The sequence below is a fragment of the Emticicia sp. 21SJ11W-3 genome, from assembly GCF_024138715.1.
Taxonomy (GTDB): Bacteria; Bacteroidota; Bacteroidia; order Cytophagales; family Spirosomataceae; genus Emticicia; species Emticicia fluvialis.
Map to the genome: position 1 here is coordinate 4,166,043 of NZ_CP092074.1, position 18,262 is coordinate 4,184,304.

8 protein-coding genes are annotated in these 18,262 nt (G+C 41.9%); 1 reads left to right on the forward strand and 7 read right to left on the reverse strand.

What is annotated here, in order from left to right; all coding sequences use genetic code 11:
• The first annotated feature begins 284 nt into the window (after positions 1-284).
• Positions 285-794, forward strand: a complete 510-nt coding sequence (locus MB380_RS17685) for an META domain-containing protein (RefSeq protein ID WP_253529131.1) — start codon at positions 285-287, stop codon at positions 792-794.
• Positions 795-862: 68 nt separating this feature from the next.
• On the opposite strand, the gene MB380_RS17690 is transcribed toward MB380_RS17685, so the two are convergent.
• From MB380_RS17690 to MB380_RS17720, 7 genes are all read right to left on the reverse strand, one after another.
• Positions 863-3,256 (reverse strand): ABC transporter permease, encoded by a 2,394-nt coding sequence (locus tag MB380_RS17690; RefSeq protein WP_253529133.1) that lies wholly within the window; start codon positions 3,254-3,256, stop codon positions 863-865.
• 124 nt (positions 3,257-3,380) lie between these two features.
• On the reverse strand, positions 3,381-5,747 hold the full coding sequence (locus MB380_RS17695; RefSeq protein ID WP_253529135.1) for an ABC transporter permease: 2,367 nt from the start codon (positions 5,745-5,747) through the stop codon (positions 3,381-3,383).
• A 66-nt stretch (positions 5,748-5,813) separates the two neighbouring features.
• The gene (locus MB380_RS17700) at positions 5,814-8,213 is read right to left on the reverse strand and encodes an ABC transporter permease (protein ID WP_253529143.1); all 2,400 of its coding nucleotides are present in this window, start codon (positions 8,211-8,213) and stop codon (positions 5,814-5,816) included.
• A 149-nt stretch (positions 8,214-8,362) separates the two neighbouring features.
• Entirely contained in the window at positions 8,363-10,771 is a 2,409-nt protein-coding gene (locus MB380_RS17705; protein ID WP_310587344.1) for an ABC transporter permease, read from the reverse strand.
• A gap of 100 nt (positions 10,772-10,871) precedes the next feature.
• On the reverse strand, positions 10,872-13,286 hold the full coding sequence (locus MB380_RS17710) for an ABC transporter permease (protein WP_253529149.1): 2,415 nt from the start codon (positions 13,284-13,286) through the stop codon (positions 10,872-10,874).
• 84 nt (positions 13,287-13,370) lie between these two features.
• Entirely contained in the window at positions 13,371-15,737 is a 2,367-nt protein-coding gene (locus MB380_RS17715; RefSeq protein WP_253529152.1) for an ABC transporter permease, read from the reverse strand.
• A 96-nt stretch (positions 15,738-15,833) separates the two neighbouring features.
• Complete coding sequence (locus MB380_RS17720) at positions 15,834-18,221, reverse strand: ABC transporter permease (protein WP_253529163.1); 2,388 nt, start codon at positions 18,219-18,221, stop codon at positions 15,834-15,836.
• Positions 18,222-18,262 lie beyond the last annotated feature (41 nt).

Below are 18,262 nucleotides of genomic sequence, written 5' to 3' on the forward strand. Positions count from 1 at the left end.
AAGCATATTAAAGAAAATCAAACTCAAATAATCTGTCCGTTTTCGGACAAATTTAGTACGCTGTCGGACAGGCCCTTTTCTTTGTTTTCACTACATTTTTTTGGGCATAAACTGCTGCAATTATACCCGAAAGGCTCACTTAAAAGATTTAAGATTTTATCAGAACACAAATAACATTATACAATTTTACGCAACTGCCTCACTATAAATAAATTTCAGGAAGATTTTCCAACCATTTCGGGGGCAGAAGAGTCTGTATCATTGAAACGTTAATCTATTTATTTATGAAAAAATTAATGCTACTATTGGGATTTCTGACCGTGGTGATGGCTTGCAAAAATGAAGCAGAAGATATGGCGGGTGGTGATTTATCAGGGAAGCCCGGCGCTGGCATGCTCAACCCGAATGCGCCTAAGTCTGGCAAAGACCCTGTTAATCCACGCTCAGAGACCTTTTATTATTTTGCAGGATACCAGGTAAGCAAAACTGCCGGTTCTGATAAAATGGGTATGGATATTGGTAAAGCCCCAGACAACCCTACTCAATTGTATGTGAGCGGCTATAGTTTTGTAAATATGTATGGTGCCGGTTATACCTGCGATGAAAAAACAGGTGCCCTGAAAATTAAAGAACTGATAGCTACCGAGATGGCAGGTAGCGAAGAAGCCAATAAAGCTGAGGCTGAGTATTTCAAAAATCTGCAGGAAGCCACCAGAATAGTTTTTGAAACCCAACAAGTACAAATACTGGTGGGTAATCCGGTAAAAGAAGTTATGTTTTTTAAGAAAAGATAAGGTCTGAAACAAATTAAAAAAGGCAGTGGGGTTTTCCATTGCCTTTTTTTGTCCGTTTTTTCCGGCTGTTATTCTGCTTTCAGCGAATTCACCGGGTTCATCAATGCCGCTCTGATGGCCTGTCCGCCTACAGTTAAAAGTGCCACAGCAATGGTTACCATTGCCGTTATTATAAATATATATGCGTTAATAGAAATGCGATACGGGTAGTTTTCGAGCCATTTTTGTGCGGCCAAAAAAGCGATTGGGAACGCAAAAATAAATGATAGACCCACCAGTTTCAGGAAGTCAGAAGACAATAATTGCACTATACTACTTACCGAAGCACCTAACACTTTACGGATACCAATTTCTTTGGTACGTTTCTCTGCCGACAAAGTGGCCAGGCCAAACAAACCTATGCAGGAAATACAAATGGTAAGCGCAGTGCCAAAAAGCATAATTTGTTTCCATTTTGCCTCTGATTCATAGTTTTTCAGATTTTCGGCTTCCTGAAACTTAAAATCATAAGAGTTAATCGGGAATAGCTTTTTGAAAGTCTTCTCTATATGTTTCAGGCTGGCTACTTCAGACCCCGGCTTAATTTTGATAAATACTCTACCGTATACATTACCGGGTTTCATGGTAAATAATTGTGGCCCAATCTCCTGGCTCAGTGAATTAAAATGGTGGTTTTTTACAACTCCTATTACCGTGTACTTATCGTTACTGTTATAGAAATTAACTTCCTGCCCTAGGGGATTCTTCCAGCCTGCTTTTTTCACAAAGGCTTCATTCACAATGACCGATTTTGTTGAATCAGATGGAAAATCAGGAGAGAAATTTCGCCCCTTCAGAACGGGTATCTTCATTAAAGGCAAGAAAACATGATTAACTGTTTCATAGGCAAAATCAATCTGTGTATCGCCGTTCACTTTCGCTATTGTCCCCCACGAACCTGCATTTTTGGGTGCTACCTCAATAATATTCGGGTCACTCTTCAATTCGTTGATAAACAAAGCCGACTGGCTGTGAGTTAAAAGCCACTTGTCAACCAATATCAGATTTTTATCGTCATACCCCAACTCTTTGGTTGTCAGGTAATTGAATTGCGAATAGATGGTCATGGTAGCAATAATCAGAAACGAAGCCAAACTAAACTGCACCACCACCAATGTTTTTTGCAGATAGTTTTTTCCTGTCAGGTTAAATCGGCTGTATAAGGTTCTCACCGGGTCATATCCTGACAGCACAAGAGCCGGATAAAACCCAGCCAGCAGACTTGTTATGGCAAATAGTATGACATAGGCTGATATCAGCCTGATGTCAAATAAATAGGAGAAAGCCAAAGACTTATTTGCTAATTGATTGAAGGTAGGCAACACCATCTGCACAATAAATACTGCCAGCACAAAGGCTATCAGGCAAAGTATGGAAGACTCGCCCAAAAACTGAAAAATCAGTTGTTTTCTGTCGCCGCCAACTACTTTTCTTATGCCAATTTCTTTGGCGCGTTTCAACGAACGGGCTACTGTAAGATTAATGAAGTTGATGCAGGCTATTAATAATATAAAAATAGCAATGCCTGTAAGGATATAAGAAAAAGTAGGGTTGCTGGCATCAGACAAACCATTCTGGGCAGCAAATGTAGTACTCAGGTGCATGTCGGCCAATGGTTGCAGGGCATATCTGGCATTTTCTTTTACATCAAACTCTTTGGCCATTTTCTGAATACTCTCTTTTGCATCTGCCTCATAAACCCGTTTCATTTTAGCCTCTGCTGATACCACATTGGCATGCGGCTTAAGTACCACAAATGTATTAAGAAAGAAATTGAACCAGTTATCGCTATTCTGGTATTCTTCATTTTCTACAACTAAGGGCAGCAGAAAATCAAACTTAATAGAAGAGTTTTGCGGCGCTTTTTTTGCTACCCCCGTAATCTGGTAAGGCACCAGTTTGTTATCCTCTACAAAATCAATGGTTTTACCCATCACATCTTTAGTTTTGAACAGTCTTTCTGCCATTTGCTCTGAAATAACTAAAGTGTTAGGTTGTATCAATGCTGTTTTGGGATTTCCACTTAGCAAAGGGAAAGAAAACACAGAAAAGAAGTTTGCGTCGGCCGCTAATAATTCATACCCTTTTATTTCGTTACCCTGACGGATATTCCGAAAATCACTGCGTAAACGCATAAACGACTGAATCTCAGGCACACCTGCTTTAAACTTAGGGCCTTGAAAATACCCCGTTACACCGTCTGACTGTTTCACGTTGCCATCCGGATTAATCCATTCGGTAGTAACCCGGTAGATACTTGCTTGGTTGGCATGGAAACGGTCATAGCTTACTTCATCTTTGGTATAAAGCATAATAAGCATAGCCGCTGCAAGACCGATGCTGAGCCCCGCAATGTTAATAAAACTGTAAACCTTATTGCGAAAAAGGTTACGGATGGCGATTTTAAAGTAGTTTTTTAACATAAGCCCCTAACCCCTAAAGGGGAATTTAAAATTGAATAATGAATTTCTGCCCCCCAACCCCTAAAGGGGAGCTATTAAAAACCTCAGTATTTTTGTAGTCCCCCTTTAGGGGTTAAGGGCATGTTTATTCTGATTTCAAACTCTTCACCGGATTAATCAATGCTGCCTTTACGGCCTGAAAACTGACAGTCATGATGGCAATCAGAATCGCTACGGCTCCGGTGGCTGCAAATATCCACCACTCAATAGATACTCGATAGGCGAAATCCTGTAGCCATTGCGCCATAAAGTAATAAGCAACAGGTACGGCCACCACAAGAGCAATTAGCACCAGTTTCAGAAAATCGAGCGAAAGCAAAGTGGTGATACCAAATACCGAAGCGCCCAGTACTTTTCTGATACCAATCTCTTTGGTGCGCTGCCTGATAGAAAAAGTAGCCAGACCAAACAAACCCAGGCAAGAAATGAAAACTGCCAGCGTGGCAAAGGTCTTGGTAAGGTTACTGATTAGTTCTTCGCGCTCATAAAAACTCGCCACGTCTTCATTAAAAAAAGAGTATTCAAAAACGTTGTCTGGGTACAATTTCTCCCATAATCCGGCAACTTTTTTCAGGGTTGACTGGTCAAAGGATTTTAGCTGAATAGCTACCTTACGATAATGCGCTCTTGACGAAAAGATAACCGTGGGCTCAATGCCCGAATAGAGGTCGGTATTATTAAAATCGGCTACTACGCCTACTATGGTTCCGGTTTTGCTGTGGTCGCCTACCAATAGTTTTCTGTTCAGAATTTCTTCGGCTGATTTCAATCCTAAATCTTTTACCATTTTCTGATTCACCAGTAACTCTCTCAGGGTGTCAGAAGCAACAGGCTTACGGCCGCTGATTAGCTTGATGCCATAGGTATCAATATAGGCTTCATCAGCTATTTTAGACCTTGCCACAAATTTCTCCCAGTCTCTGTTTTCAAATCTGATGCTTCCGCCACTACCGGTCTGCGAAGTTGGTGCAGTGCGAAAGAAAGACACAGAGCTTACATTTGCCTGTTGAAGCAATTGGTTTTTAAGTGTTCTAAGTTTGCCGGTTTCAGCATCCGGAATATTTACTTGCAGAATCAGGTCTTTTCTTAAGCCCAGATCTTTATTTTCCAGGTAATCAAGCTGCAACACAACCAGCATAGACACGGCTATCAATATGCAGGCAATGCTGAATTGTATTACTACCAACCCTTTGCGAAGTGTAAATTTCTTAGGCAACTCAGTGACATTTTTCAATGCCTTTAAAGGCTGAAAATTGGCAATGATAAGTGACGGATAAAACCCAGCCATAAAAACAACGGCCGCCAGCAGAAGAGCCATGAAACCAATTAGGGTGAGGTCAGAGAACAGGCTAATGTGAACAGGGGTAGCTAACCATTGAGCAAGTAAAGGAGCAGCCACGTAGGCGATAACTACTGCCAGTATGCCGGAAAACAAAGCTAACAATGTGGTTTCACTAATAAACTGCCAGAAAATTTGGGCTTGTGAACTGCCCAAAGTTTTTCTTACCCCTACTTCTTTGTGTCGTTTAAAAGATTGCGCCGTTGAAAGATTAACGAAATTGATACAGGCAATAACCACCATTAGCAATCCGATACCTATCAGCAAATGGATGGTTGATTTCCTGATTTTTCCGTCATAGTCGATGTTAAAGTGAATATCAGATAAATCTTGTAGATGATACCTGAATATTTCTGAGTCTGCGCCATAATAATTTTTAGAAAAAGCAGGCATCTGACTTTCAAGCTTATTCTTTAATTCCTTCGAGCGCAGCATCACAAAGGTTTCCCTGCTGCTGTCAATCCAACCCCAGTCTTGGTAGCCATATTCAGGCACAAGGATTTTCAATGTAGGCAGTGAAACAAAAATATCGGTTTTCAAATCCGTATTGGCCGGGTAATCTTTCAGTACCCCCGCCACCACAACTTCCTGTTTACTTTCAAGTTTAATAACCTTTCCCAAAGGGTTATCATTTCCGAAAAACTTCCGGGCATAGCGCTCCGTAATTACCACTTGATTAGGATTCTCAAGTACCCCGGGCTTACCTGCCTTCCACTCATAATCAAATATCTTAAAGTAGTCGGCATTGGTAAAAGCAGCCGATTCCCGCTCTGCGTATTTCCTGACTTCGCCATTTGTTGCAACCGAAATTGTCAATGGTTGATGCGCCAGATATGTAGTTTTTTCAATGGCCGAATACTCCTTCGCCCAGGTCTGATGCAATTGATAGGCACTACCCTTTTCTTTTTCTATGCTGCCATCTTCCAGATGCAGGTCAACCACTGCTCTATAAATCCGGTCTGCATTTTTATGATAGGTATCAACACTTAAATGGTATTTCACCAATTGAAAAACCAGTATCCCACCGGCCATGCCCAAAGCCAGACCGAACACATTCAGAAAGGTGAAGAGTCTGTTTCTAACCAGTACTCTTAATATAAAATTTAGTTTCATTTTATTAGTTTTAGAAAAAGCAAACGTGCTTTTTATGTTTTCCTTTGTCTTTTTCTCATGCTCCATTTACTCCGTTTTCAACGATTTCACCGGATCCACCAACGCTGCTTTGATAGCCTGATAACTTACGGTAAGAAGCGCAATCAGAGTAGCTAAGAGACCAGTAACCACAAATACCCACCATTGGATAGTTACCTGATAAGCAAAGTTTTTCAACCAGCTATTCATAAAATACCAGGCAATTGGGCTGGCTATTACTACAGCAACTACTATCAGTTTCATAAAATCTTTCGATATCAATGTGGTCAGGCCGGCTACCGAAGCCCCTAAAACCTTACGGATACCAATCTCTTTGGTTCGTTGCTCTGCTGTAAAAGCTGCCAGACCAAAAAGCCCCAGGCAGGCAATAAGTATAGCCAGACCAGAAAAAACAAATACCACTCTGGCCGTTTGCGTTTCTGTAGCATATAATGTGTTCAGGTACTGGTCCAGAAAGAGATATTCAAATGCTGAGTTGGGTATGCTTTTTCTGAAAGTAGCTTCCAGTTGTTTCATGGTCTGCTCAACATTACCAGTATTTATTTTAACGAGTACGTATGGCCTTGACTCGGTGTCATTATTATGAAAAACATAAGACCCGATAGGCTGATGGAAAGAATCATAGTGAAAGTCTCTTACCACACCCACAATTTCGGCCTTGCGGTTCCAGAACAAATCTTCTGAAAACTTACCGATGGCATCCTGTGGGGTTTTATAACCCAACAGTTTGACAGTTGTTTCATTCACAACAATCTGCACGGTTGTGTCTTTTTCTGCTTTAGTAAGTGGCAGCGTTTTGCCTGCAACGAATTTGAGGTTCAGCACTTTTGCAAAATCGCCATTTACGCGGTTGGTGCGCACTGCAAAAGATTCATTAGGATTATTTACTTTACTCATGCTGCGGCCGCTACCGCCAGTACCCGGATAAGCCTGCGCACGGGCAATCTCCAGCACATTGCTTAAATCTTTATAGTTATTAATCAACGCATCTATCTGTTCTTTATTCTCAGCTGCTGAGGTCATCACGGCTACCACCTGCTCCGGGTTATACCCCAGCTTTTTGTTTTGAATAAACCTAAGTTGCTGGAAAAAAATAAAGGTGCAGATTATCAGGATTATGGAGGCTGAAAACTGAATAACCACAAGCGACTGGCGGAATAATCCGGCTCCGGTTTTACGGCTAACAGGTGCCTGCAAAAGACTTTTAGGAGCAAATGAAGACAGGTAAAAAGCCGGATATGACCCTGACACAAACGTAACGAACGTAAAAATTGCCAATAAACCCAGCCCCACTTCAGGTGTAAAAACATCTCTTACTGATAACTCTTTACCGGCGATGTCATTAAAAAATGGCATCATTAACACCAGAATAACAAGCCCTAATATAAGGGCCAGCAAGACTGTCAAGAGGGTTTCAGTATAAAACCTGCCTATCAGCTGGGCGTTGGTGGCGCCTATTGTTTTATTAATACCCACTTCTTTAAATCTTTTCTGCGAACGCGCCGTAGACAGATTCATGTAGTTAATACAGGCAATTACCAATACCACCAAAGCAAGAATGGACAGTATCTTTACCTGGGCGGCATCTCCTGCCCTTTTTGTATTGGAATTGGTGATGTCTGCAGAGTTAAGGTGGATATCAGTTAGGGGTTGCAGCCATAAACTAAACCAGCGGTCTGATTTGTCCGGAATGTTCTTTTCAAGTAAAGCCGTCATTTGGGCTTCTACCTTTTGCTGGCTGGCACCTGGTTTCAATAACACGTAAGTTTCAAAACTTGAATTGCTCCACACAAGGTTTTTTGAGGCCCACTCAACACTATTAAAAGAACCCATCAATTCGGCATCCAACGTAAAATTATGCGGCAGGTCTTCGTAAACCCCTGTTACTTCCATTGTGTATTTGGCGCCAATTTTTACAATTTTGCCCATAGGGTTGGCATCACCAAAATACTTTTTGGCAGTAGCCTGGCTTAAAACAATTTTATTGGGTTCTTGCAAAGCCGTTTTGGGGTTACCCTGTAGAAGCTTAATATCAAAAATTTCAAAGATGGTGCCATCTACCCAATACAATTTTTTCTCGGTAAATTTCTTATCTCCAAGGTTTACAAAGGCGGTTTCCCCGTAATCATTCAGCAAAATACGCGCTTGCTGAACTACCTCTGGCACTTCATTTTTCAGGCTGGGGCCAACAGCATTGGGGGCATTGGCCCACTTAGCACTTTTACCATCAAAAGTAGCCGTTACCCCGATGCGGTAAATATTTGCGGCATTGGTATGATACTTATCAAAAGACAGTTCGTCTTTTACATATAGTATCAACAAAAGAGATACAGTAAGCCCAAGGGCTAAACCCAACAAGTTAAGTAAAGTAAAGAGTCTGCTTTTTACCAGACTTCTCCAGGCAATTTTCAAGTAGTTACGTAGCATAGTCCCTCCGATACGTCGGACCGCCCCCATCAGGGGGATTTTTAAATTATTAATATTTTTCTCTTCCTGTTAGCAGTATTTTAGCACTCAATGGCTACTCTTCTCACCCTCATTTAAAGTTCGGGGCGCAAGTGGCATGTACGCCACCATTATTCTGACTTCAGGCTTTTCACAGGATTCATCAACGCCGCCGATACAGCCTGATAACAAACCGTAATCATAGCAATAACAATTGCCATAGCCCCCGCGGCAGGAAATATCCACCATTCAATCTCCACTTTGTAGGCAAAGTCTGTCAGCCAGCTTGTCATGGCATACCAGGCAATAGGCGAGGCTATAAAAATGGATACCATTACAGGTTTGATAAAATCTTTAGATAGCAAAGAAGTAATACTACCCACAGACGCACCTAAAACTTTACGAACGCCAATCTCTTTCCGGCGCTGTTCAGCCATAAAAGCAGCCAATGCAAACAAACCAAGGCAGGATATAAAAATTGAAAGACCTGCAAAAATTACAAATAGGGTGCGTTGCTTTTGTTCTGCCTTATACTGATTATTGAATCGTTCGTCTAAGAACTGGTAGCTAAAAGGCGTATCAGGCACGTAGGTTTTCCAGGTCTTTTCAATGCCTGCTATGGTAGACTGAAAATCTCCGGCCGATAGCTTGACAGAAAACCAGTTTCGCCTGCTATTATTGATGAACATCACCATCGGAACTATTTTCTGATGCAATGACTCAAAATGATAGTCTTTTACCACACCAATTACCCGCCCTCTTTTGCCACCATAAACAAATATTTCGTTAATGGCATCGCTGCTACTTTTCCATCCGATTGATTTCACGGCCGCTTCATTCAGAATATAAGCCGTTGAGTCGTCAGACTTAAATGCTCTTGAAAAATCCCTGCCTGCCGCCAGAGGTATCTGGTATGTCTGCAAATAATCATGGTCAACTGCCAACGCTTTTATTTCAGTGCTTGTAGGCGCCAGCGAATCTCCTTTGGTTACTCTTGCTCCTTGCGAATCAAGCAAGCGGCCTGTAGGCGTTCTTGATGATTGGCTTACATTCGTTACCCCGGCCTGGCGTTTCAGTTCCTGTTTAAAACTTTCAAAGTCAATAGCGTTGCTGTTACCCACTCGCATCAACAGCACCTGGTCTTTTTTGTAGCCGGTGTCCTGGTTTAGCATAAAGCTCAGTTGTTTGTACACCACACCTGTGCTGATAATCAGAATACAGGCTATTGAAAATTGTATCACCACCAGCGCCTCACGCAGGCGACCATTCCGCATGGCATTTTTTATTTTTCCCTTCAATACTTCAACCGGCTGGAAGGCAGTAAGAAAAAATGCAGGGTAGCTTCCGGCCAGAACGCCGGTGAAAAAGATAATTCCGATTATTAAGGTTAAAAACTCAAAATCGAATAACCCATTAAAAGTCAGATTCTTTTCTGTAAAGTCGTTCAGAACCGGAATCAATAATACTGTTGATACAAGTGCTATGGTTAAGGCAAACAGCGTTACCAGCAGAGATTCACTTAAAAACTGGGCTATCAACTGAGCCCTTACCGCACCTACTACTTTACGCAAACCCACCTCCTTGGCTCTGCTGGCCGAACGCGCAGTGGCCAGGTTCATATAGTTTATGCAGGCTATGAGCAGAATAAAGAATGCAATAGCCGAAAACGTATATACGTATTTAATGTTGCCGTTGGCTTCATGCTCTGAATCAAGATGAGAATACAAATGTATGTCTGTCAGTTTCTGAAACTTCAGGTCAGAATACTCAGACCCTTTTCTGCCATCATACACAGGCAGATGTTGGTCAAGAAAAGACTTGGTTCTTTTCTCGAAGCTGGCAATATCATAGCCTTTAGGCAACAAAAAATAGGTAGCAAAATTGTTTCCTCCCCAGTCATTATTCATTTCCTCCTTACCATACAGGCGCTTATCATTCAGCGTACTCATTGCCATCAGGAAGTCGGCATGAAAGTGCGATTGTGTTGGCAATGGTTCAAATACCCCCGAGACAGTGAAATCATATTTTCCTTCTATTTTTAATAGTTTGCCTATAGGGTCTTCTTTACCAAAATACTTTTCGGCTATTGGTTTAGCAATGGCAACGGTAAACGGATTAGCCAGCACCTTATCGGCATTACCGGATAACAGATTAATTGAAAATACTTTTAATAAATTGGCATCAGCAAAATACATTCGCTGCTCCTGGTATTTCTTCTCTATATTCTCTGGTCTGTAAATTACCGAATTTAAACCATACAATCGTGTGATCTGCTCAGCCTCTGTGAAGTCGGTTTGAAAGTGCTGCATAAAAGCCGGAGCCACATGCCCCAGATGCAGGCTCACAGTGCCGTCATTCGACTTAAAAATGCGAGAAACCCTGTAAATTCTGTCAGCATTTTTGTTGAATCGATCATAACTCAATTCATCTTTTATGTACAAACCAATCAACAAAAAGCAGGTTAGTCCTATGGCTAAACCGGCGATGTTGATAAAAGTGAAACCTTTCTGTTTAATCAGATTTCTAAAAGCGATTTTCAAGTAAGTGCGTATCATAATGCGCCCCTAACCCCTAAAGGGGAATTAAAGTTAAAAGATATATATGTTATCACCCTCAACTCCCCTTTAGGGGTGGGGGGCTTTATTCAATTTTCAAACTCTTCACCGGATTCAACCTGGCAGCTTTGAGGGTCTGGATACCCACCAGCGCCGCTATCAGCACCCCGAAAACAGCACCAATAACCACAAACGTAAACCAGCTTAAATTAATACGGTACGCATAATTCTGCAACCAGTTATTCATGCCCAGAATGGCCAGCGGAAAAGCAATGAATGCTGCTAACGCCATTACCACTATAAATTCTTTCAGAAACAAATAGGTAATACTAATGCCAGAGGCACCTAACACCTTGCGGATACCTATTTCTTTGGTTCGTCTGACAATGTTTAACGACACCATGCCAAGTACACCCAGCAAAACAATAACTATTGCCAAAATGGTAGCTATCTGTGCAGCCTGCTGCATCTGCAACTCAGACCTGTACATCTTCTGTACCGTTTCATCCATAAAAGTGTATTCAAATGGTGCATCTGGCATCAGCTGCTTCCATTTATTTTCTACGTTTGCCATGGCTTCTTTCAGATTACCGGGGTTAAGCCTGAACGACAAATACCTGTAAATTGGGTTGTCTTTTACCTGCATAAAGGCCACCGGCCCGATAGTGCTGTGCATCGACTGAAAATGAAAATCTTTTACCACCCCGGCAATGAAATAGACACCCGGAAAATAGTGCATCTTTACCTGCTTACCAATGGCCTCTGCAGGCGTTTTAAATCCTAAAGCCTTTACAGCAGCCATATTAAGCACCATTCTGTTGGCCTGAAAGGCTTCGTTCTCTGCCTGAAAAAACTCCCCTTCTTTAACAGCAATGCCGTATGTGGTGGCATATTTTTCATCTGCTACCAAGGTAGGCGTATAAACCGCCTGTGTGGAGTCTTGCCCTATTCTGTAGATTGCGCCACTAAACCCAGCTGCCCCGTCGGGTATCTCATAAGACAAACTTGCCTCTTTAATTTCTTTAACCCTGGCCAGCTCATTACGCATGGTTTCCATTTTATTTACGCCTTCTGCCGACCAGTCTCGTGGTACTTTTACTGAAAAAACTGATTCTTTAACATAACCCAGGTCTTTATTGAAAAAGTAGCTTACCTGTTGCGAAACAACCACTGCCCCACCAAAAACAAACAAAGCCACCGTAAATTGCGACGCCAGAAGCACACGCCTGAAAAAGATATTTTCTTTAACCGACTTCAATTTTCCTTTCATTGAATCAACCGATGGCAGACTGGCCAACACAACAGCCGGGTAAAGCCCGCTTAACAAACCAATCAGCAAGCTTAAAACTAGTGCTGCCAGGTAAAAATAGGGTGATGCCTGAAAGAGCGATACCATTGGTTTGTTGAGCAATTCAGAAAAATAAGGCCGAAACAACCCATAAAGCGCTAACGAAACGATAAGGCTGAACAAACTGATAAGGACAGATTCAGTTAAAAACTGACGAAGCACCTGTTGTTTGTCTCCGCCTAGTACTTTGCGAACGCCAATCTCTTTTAATCTTGACGACGAGTTACCAATTGATATATTCACAAAATTGACAACCGCCATCAACAAAATAAACACGGCAACCAGGCTTAATGTGAGTATGGTCTTTTTCACAAGACCATTGCTTGCATCAAGATAAGCCATTCTGATCGGTTTGAGGTAAGCGTGCAGGTTCTCACTGATTTCCTTTGGTGCATTGGTTGCAATCAGCTGTGCCATTGCCTTTTCAACATCTGTTTTTTTAACTCCCTTTTTCAGTTCTATAAAACTGCCTATGTAGGGGTTGTTCCAGAACTCAAAGCCATTGCGCCCGAAAAACGAAGCACTGCTAAACGAAATAAGAACGGGCAATTTGTTATTGATATTCACCAGATTAGTCACCGAGTTAGCAGGTGTTTCTTTCAAAACCCCTGTTATCATAAACTCGCGCTTATCGCCTGAAAAAGACTCCAGTCTCAGTGTCTGGCCCAGAACATCAGTTCTACCGAAATATTTGAGGGCGTGGTCGGTAGAAATAACCATAGTATTGGGCTGATTCAGCGCAGCGCCTGCATTGCCATGCAAAAGCTCAAATCCATACATATTCAGAATGGTTGAATCGCCCAGTTGAATATCTTCTCTGAAAACCTTGTCAGCCCTGGCAACAACGGTAGTTACACCATCAAACCTGTAATAGTTTTCTACAAGTGCCGGGTAATTATCTTTTAATGCTTTAGCCAGGGGCCCTAATGATGTAAACTCTAAGCCCATGTTCTCTTTGTCCCACCTGCTCTGAATCACAAACTGGTTTTCAACATTCCTCAGGTTAGTATTTACCATCCATTCATTCGAAACATAGCTGCCTATAAGCAAAGCAAAGGTGATTCCGACCGAAAGACCGAAAATAGTAACCGATGTATAAAACCTGCGTTTCATAAGGTTACGCCAGGAAGTTTTCAGATAGTTCTTTAACATAGTTTTGAAATTTTGATGATTAAAGCTGAAAGTTAAAACCGCATTTAATCATTCTCATTTCGTTTAAGTTATTTTAACATTCTGCTATTCAGCCTTTAAACTCTTTACCGGATTCATCAATGCAGCCTGATAGGTCTTAATGCCAATGGTAAGCAAGGCAAACAGAAAAACAAGAGCAAAACTGCCTAACAATAAACCCAAACGCACACCCGGATTAAATACAAAAATATTTAAAACCAGTGCATTACATACGTATCCTAACGGAAGGGCAATTAACCCGGCAATCATGAGTAATTTCAGAAAACCCCATGACAACAAACGCACTACCTCGGTCTCTGACGCACCCATTACTTTTCTGATTCCAATTTCCTTCCACCGCTTTTCAGTATTGTATGTAACCATACCCAGCAAGCCCATTATGGCAACCGCAAAGCCAGCTATTGTGGTAAGGCCGAAGAGTTTCATATCTTCACCCGGGAAATAGCGGTCATACATTTCCTGCTCGTACCAGTTATAAACCATGGCATCATAAGGCTGATAGTGTTTCCAGATTTTACTAATTGATGCTTCCAGAGAAGCCTTATCAGCACCCCGGGTAGTTTTAACAGACATGAGGCGAAACTGCTTTGGGTTATACTGAAATACTGCAGGCGTTACCTCAAACTGATAATTATTAAAGCAAAAGTCTTTTACTACACCACTCACCAGCGCTTCGGTCTGGTTATTCAGAAAAACCATCTTGCCAATTGCCTCGTTCGGGCTGCCCAAGTGAAGCAGTTTCACTGCTTTTTCATTCAATAAAATAAAGTTGCCTGATGAGTCGACAGATGCATCCGGAAGGTTCTCACCAGCCACAATGGTAAGTTTCATGTTATCGATGAAACGGTTGTCAACCGCAAAGTAAGATGCTTGCATATTTTCATCCGTTCGTCTGGCTTTAAGGGCATACTGGCCAGCACCGTTTCCGAACGCGTCAGAACTCATACCTACGGCCTCAATACCTGATAACCTTGCAACCTCATTTTTCAGCAGTTTATAATCTGTATCGGCCAGGGTAATATTCAGAATATCCTTGCGATTAAAATTCCCGTTTTCAGTAGCCATGTAATCAAACTGACTATACATACCCAGATTTAACGCCATATACACAAGCGTTACCACCAACTGAATCACAATCAAGGTTTTACGAAAATTGATTTTACCGAACGAAGCAGGCATGAGTTCGCCTTTCAAAACCTGAGCGGGCTGAAACCGTGAGAGAATCTGCGCCGGAAATACCCCTGCCATTACACCCGTAACAATCGTGAAGCCTGTGAAAGCGAGCCACATTATCCATTTGTTTTCTACTTCCCATACAATCCACGGAACACGAACGTATTCTTTAACGGCTATAAAACCGAAATAAGCAACCACTAGAGAAAAGAAAGCCAATACCACGGCTTCAACCAGAAACTGACTTACCAGTTGCCGACGCAAAGCTCCGGAAACCTTTCTGACGCCAACCTCACGGGCCCTGCTTAACGAGCGCGCCAGCGTAAGGTTGGTGTAATTAAACCCGGCCAGCAACACTACAACCAATGCCATTATTATATTAACCAACTGGTCAGAAATTTTTTCAACGTATGCATTTCTTTCCAGCTGCTCAAAAGCTGGAGAAATATCTCTGAGCGCTTGAACTCTGTAAGCATGGCTGCTTCTGCCGAAATCCGAATCTTTTCTGTTATCCTTTGCCACCGATACCAACGCACGGTTCAAGGCGCCCACACTGGCATTTTTGTTCAAGAGAACAAAAGTAAAAGTTTCGAATTTTGTCCAGCTTTTAAGGTCGGGCTTATCGGCGTTCAAGTGCTCAAAAGTAGCCATTGACACCATCAAATCGCTTCTGAAATGTGTTCCCCTGTATTTATAAGGTTTCAACACGCCGGTAATGGTAAATACACCGTAGTCGGGGTGAGTAATGGTTTTGCCGATGGGGCTGGTACTACCAAAAAACTTCACTGCGGTTTCTTTGTTCAATACTACTGTGTTGGCTGCCACCGGATAGGCTCCACTTTCAAGCGGAAAGCCGAAAATATCAAAGAACGAACGGTCTACATAAATGCCATTTACACGGATAGTCTTCAGGCGGTTGTTCATATCACCCGAAAAATAGCGCACCACTCTTGCCGATTTCTCAACAAAACCGTAATCATTCTTTAATTTATCGGCCAGCAGAAAAGGAGACGATGCATAGGCCGTTTGCCTCCCGCCAGCATCTTTAAAATCGGTAAGAATACGATATGTCCGGTCCGGATAAGGGTGGAAATTATCGTACTCAAAAACATTCTGCACCTGCATCAAGGCTATAAGCCCGAAGGTCATGGCAAGGCCAAGCCCAACAATATTGATGAACGAAAAAAGCTTGTTTTTCCAGAGGCTTCTAAACGTTATTTTGAAGTAGTTACGGATCATATACCTCTCCGATGCGTCGGACCGTCCCCTAAAGGGGAACTTGTTTAATGGTTATGGAAAATACTCGTCCCGGCTCCCCTTTAGGGGCGGGGGGCGCTATTCACTTTTTAATGATTTAATCGGATTCATTAATGCTGCCCTAATGGCCTGAAAACTTACTGTAAGTAATGTAATGGCTAATGCTCCGAAACCGGAAACTGCAAAAATCCACCAGGATACCTCAGTTCTATACTCATATTTCTGCAACCATTCGTTCAGAAAATAATAGGCAATTGGTATGGCTATCACGCAGGAAATTAGCACCAATACCACAAAGTCTCTTGAGAGCAGTGTCCATAAATTAGATACAGAGGCACCCAATACCTTGCGGATACCTATCTCTTTTGTGCGTTGCTCTGCAACAAAAGATGCCAGCCCGAATAAACCCAGACATGAAATAAAAATAGCCAGAACCGCAAAGAAAGAAGCCAGTTTACCCACTCGTTCTTCAGCTGCAAACTTCTTACCGAACTCCTGATCTATAAATTTGTAATCGAACGGACTACCCGGGTTATGTTTTCTGAAAACCGTTTCTACTTTACTCAATGCCTCGCTGGTGCTCATGGCAGGTTTCAATTTTACTGTTACTACATTTGCCCAATCATAATCCAGAAGAAATACAGAAGGCAGTACCGGCTCGTAAGGAGACCGCATAACCATATCTTTTATTACACCCACCACTTGGTATTTTTTACCATTCCAATTAATAAACTTACCTACAGAAGTATCCTTATTTGGTGAAATTATTTTGGCTGCAGATTCATTTAAAATAATACCTGATGAATCTGTCTTGAAGTCTCTTGAGAAATCCCGGCCTTCTTTCATTTCAAATCCTACGGTTTTACCAAAATCATGTGTACAGGCAATGGTACCAAAAAGAGGATTCAGACCGGGGGCAATTCCATCCCAGGAGAAACCAAAGTTATCGGCCCAAACACCAGTAACAGGGCTTGATGATTCTGCCATGTTATCTACCGCTCCGGTTGATAGTAAATCACCCCTTAATACATCATATTTACCATATAAATCCGGAGTGTTCATATCAATGTAAATCAATCCGCTGCGGTCATAACCAATCGGTCTGTCTTTGGCGTGTTGAATCTGACGATAAACGATTATGGTACCGATGATAAGCGTTACTGACACCGTAAACTGTACCACAACCAATACTTTGCGCGGTATGGAGGCGAAGCGCCCTACCCTGAAAGTTCCTTTTAATACACTGACCGGCTTAAATGAAGAAAGATACAAGGCAGGATAACTGCCCGATAACAAACCAGTAATTATTACAAAGCCAATACTGATTGCCCAAAACACCGGATTTGCCCACAGCATAATCATTTTTTTGCTTGCCAAATCACTAAACCAGGGTAGTGAAATATTTACCAAAACAAGGGCAACAAGAAAAGCTACCAGAACAATGAGCATTGATTCACTTAGAAACTGTTTGACTAATTGGGAACGAACAGAACCTACTGCCTTTCGGATTCCTACCTCTTTGGCTCTTTTTTCTGAACGGGCAGTGCTCAGGTTCATAAAATTGATACAGGCCAGCAATAAAACAAAAATGCCTGTGATGCTGAACAACCAAACAAACTGAATACGTCCACCAACATTAAACCCATTCTTAAATTCAGAATACAGGTGCCATTTACTTAGCGGATGAAGAAAAAGAACGGGCTTCGTGTGTCTGTCTTCCTTATTGCGCTTGTTAAACACAACATCTTTAATTTTTGCTGATACCTGATCAAAATCTGCTTTCTCATTCAACTGCACGAAGCACTGAAAAGAGTTATCCTCCCATCTGTCTGCAGCGTTTTTTACCCATGCTTCCTGCGACAGATAATAGGCCCAGGATGTAAGTAAGCCTAATTCTGCGAAATCTGAATTAGTCGGAAAATCTTCAAAAACTCCGGTAACTTTCAGATTTGATTTATTATCAATTTTAACAATTTTCCCGATTGGGTCTTCTGTGCCAAAAAGTGACTCAGCCAATGATGCATTAATCATCACCGAATTGATTTCACCCAAACCATCCTGCACTCCTTTCAACATCTTTAAAGAAAACATTCTGGTAAATTGTGGCTCTACATGCATACCCAAACGAGAAAACTTAGCCTCCTTATAGGCCAGAATATTCATTTCGCCCCAGCTACCCATCGCCACATCTTTAAAGTCAGGATATTTCTCCCTCAGCTCTTTTCCTAATGGATGTGCCATAGACATCTGAGAGCTTGTTTGTCCATTAAAGGTCTGATGCATGTAGGTCTGCCCCAGCTTATTATAATTGGCAAACGACTTATTAAAGCTCAGCTCATCATTAATCCACAGCCCGATAAGCATGGCAACGCCCATACCTATAGCAAGCCCCATAATGTTGATGAATGAGTAAACCTTGTTATTAACAAGATTTCGGAACGCGATTTTGATGTAGTTACGGATCATAGCCCCTAGCCCCTAAAGGGGGACTTATTTAATGGTTTTAG

Bases quoted from the DNA above. Each gene is read 5' to 3' on its own strand.
- MB380_RS17685 (WP_253529131.1), top strand. From the start codon at position 285: ATGAAAAAATTAATGCTACTATTGGGATTTCTGACCGTGGTGATGGCT.
- MB380_RS17690 (WP_253529133.1), bottom strand. From the start codon at position 3,256: ATGTTAAAAAACTACTTTAAAATCGCCATCCGTAACCTTTTTCGCAAT.
- MB380_RS17695 (WP_253529135.1), bottom strand. From the start codon at position 5,747: ATGAAACTAAATTTTATATTAAGAGTACTGGTTAGAAACAGACTCTTC.
- MB380_RS17700 (WP_253529143.1), bottom strand. From the start codon at position 8,213: ATGCTACGTAACTACTTGAAAATTGCCTGGAGAAGTCTGGTAAAAAGC.
- MB380_RS17710 (WP_253529149.1), bottom strand. From the start codon at position 13,286: ATGTTAAAGAACTATCTGAAAACTTCCTGGCGTAACCTTATGAAACGC.
- MB380_RS17715 (WP_253529152.1), bottom strand. From the start codon at position 15,737: ATGATCCGTAACTACTTCAAAATAACGTTTAGAAGCCTCTGGAAAAAC.
- MB380_RS17720 (WP_253529163.1), bottom strand. From the start codon at position 18,221: ATGATCCGTAACTACATCAAAATCGCGTTCCGAAATCTTGTTAATAAC.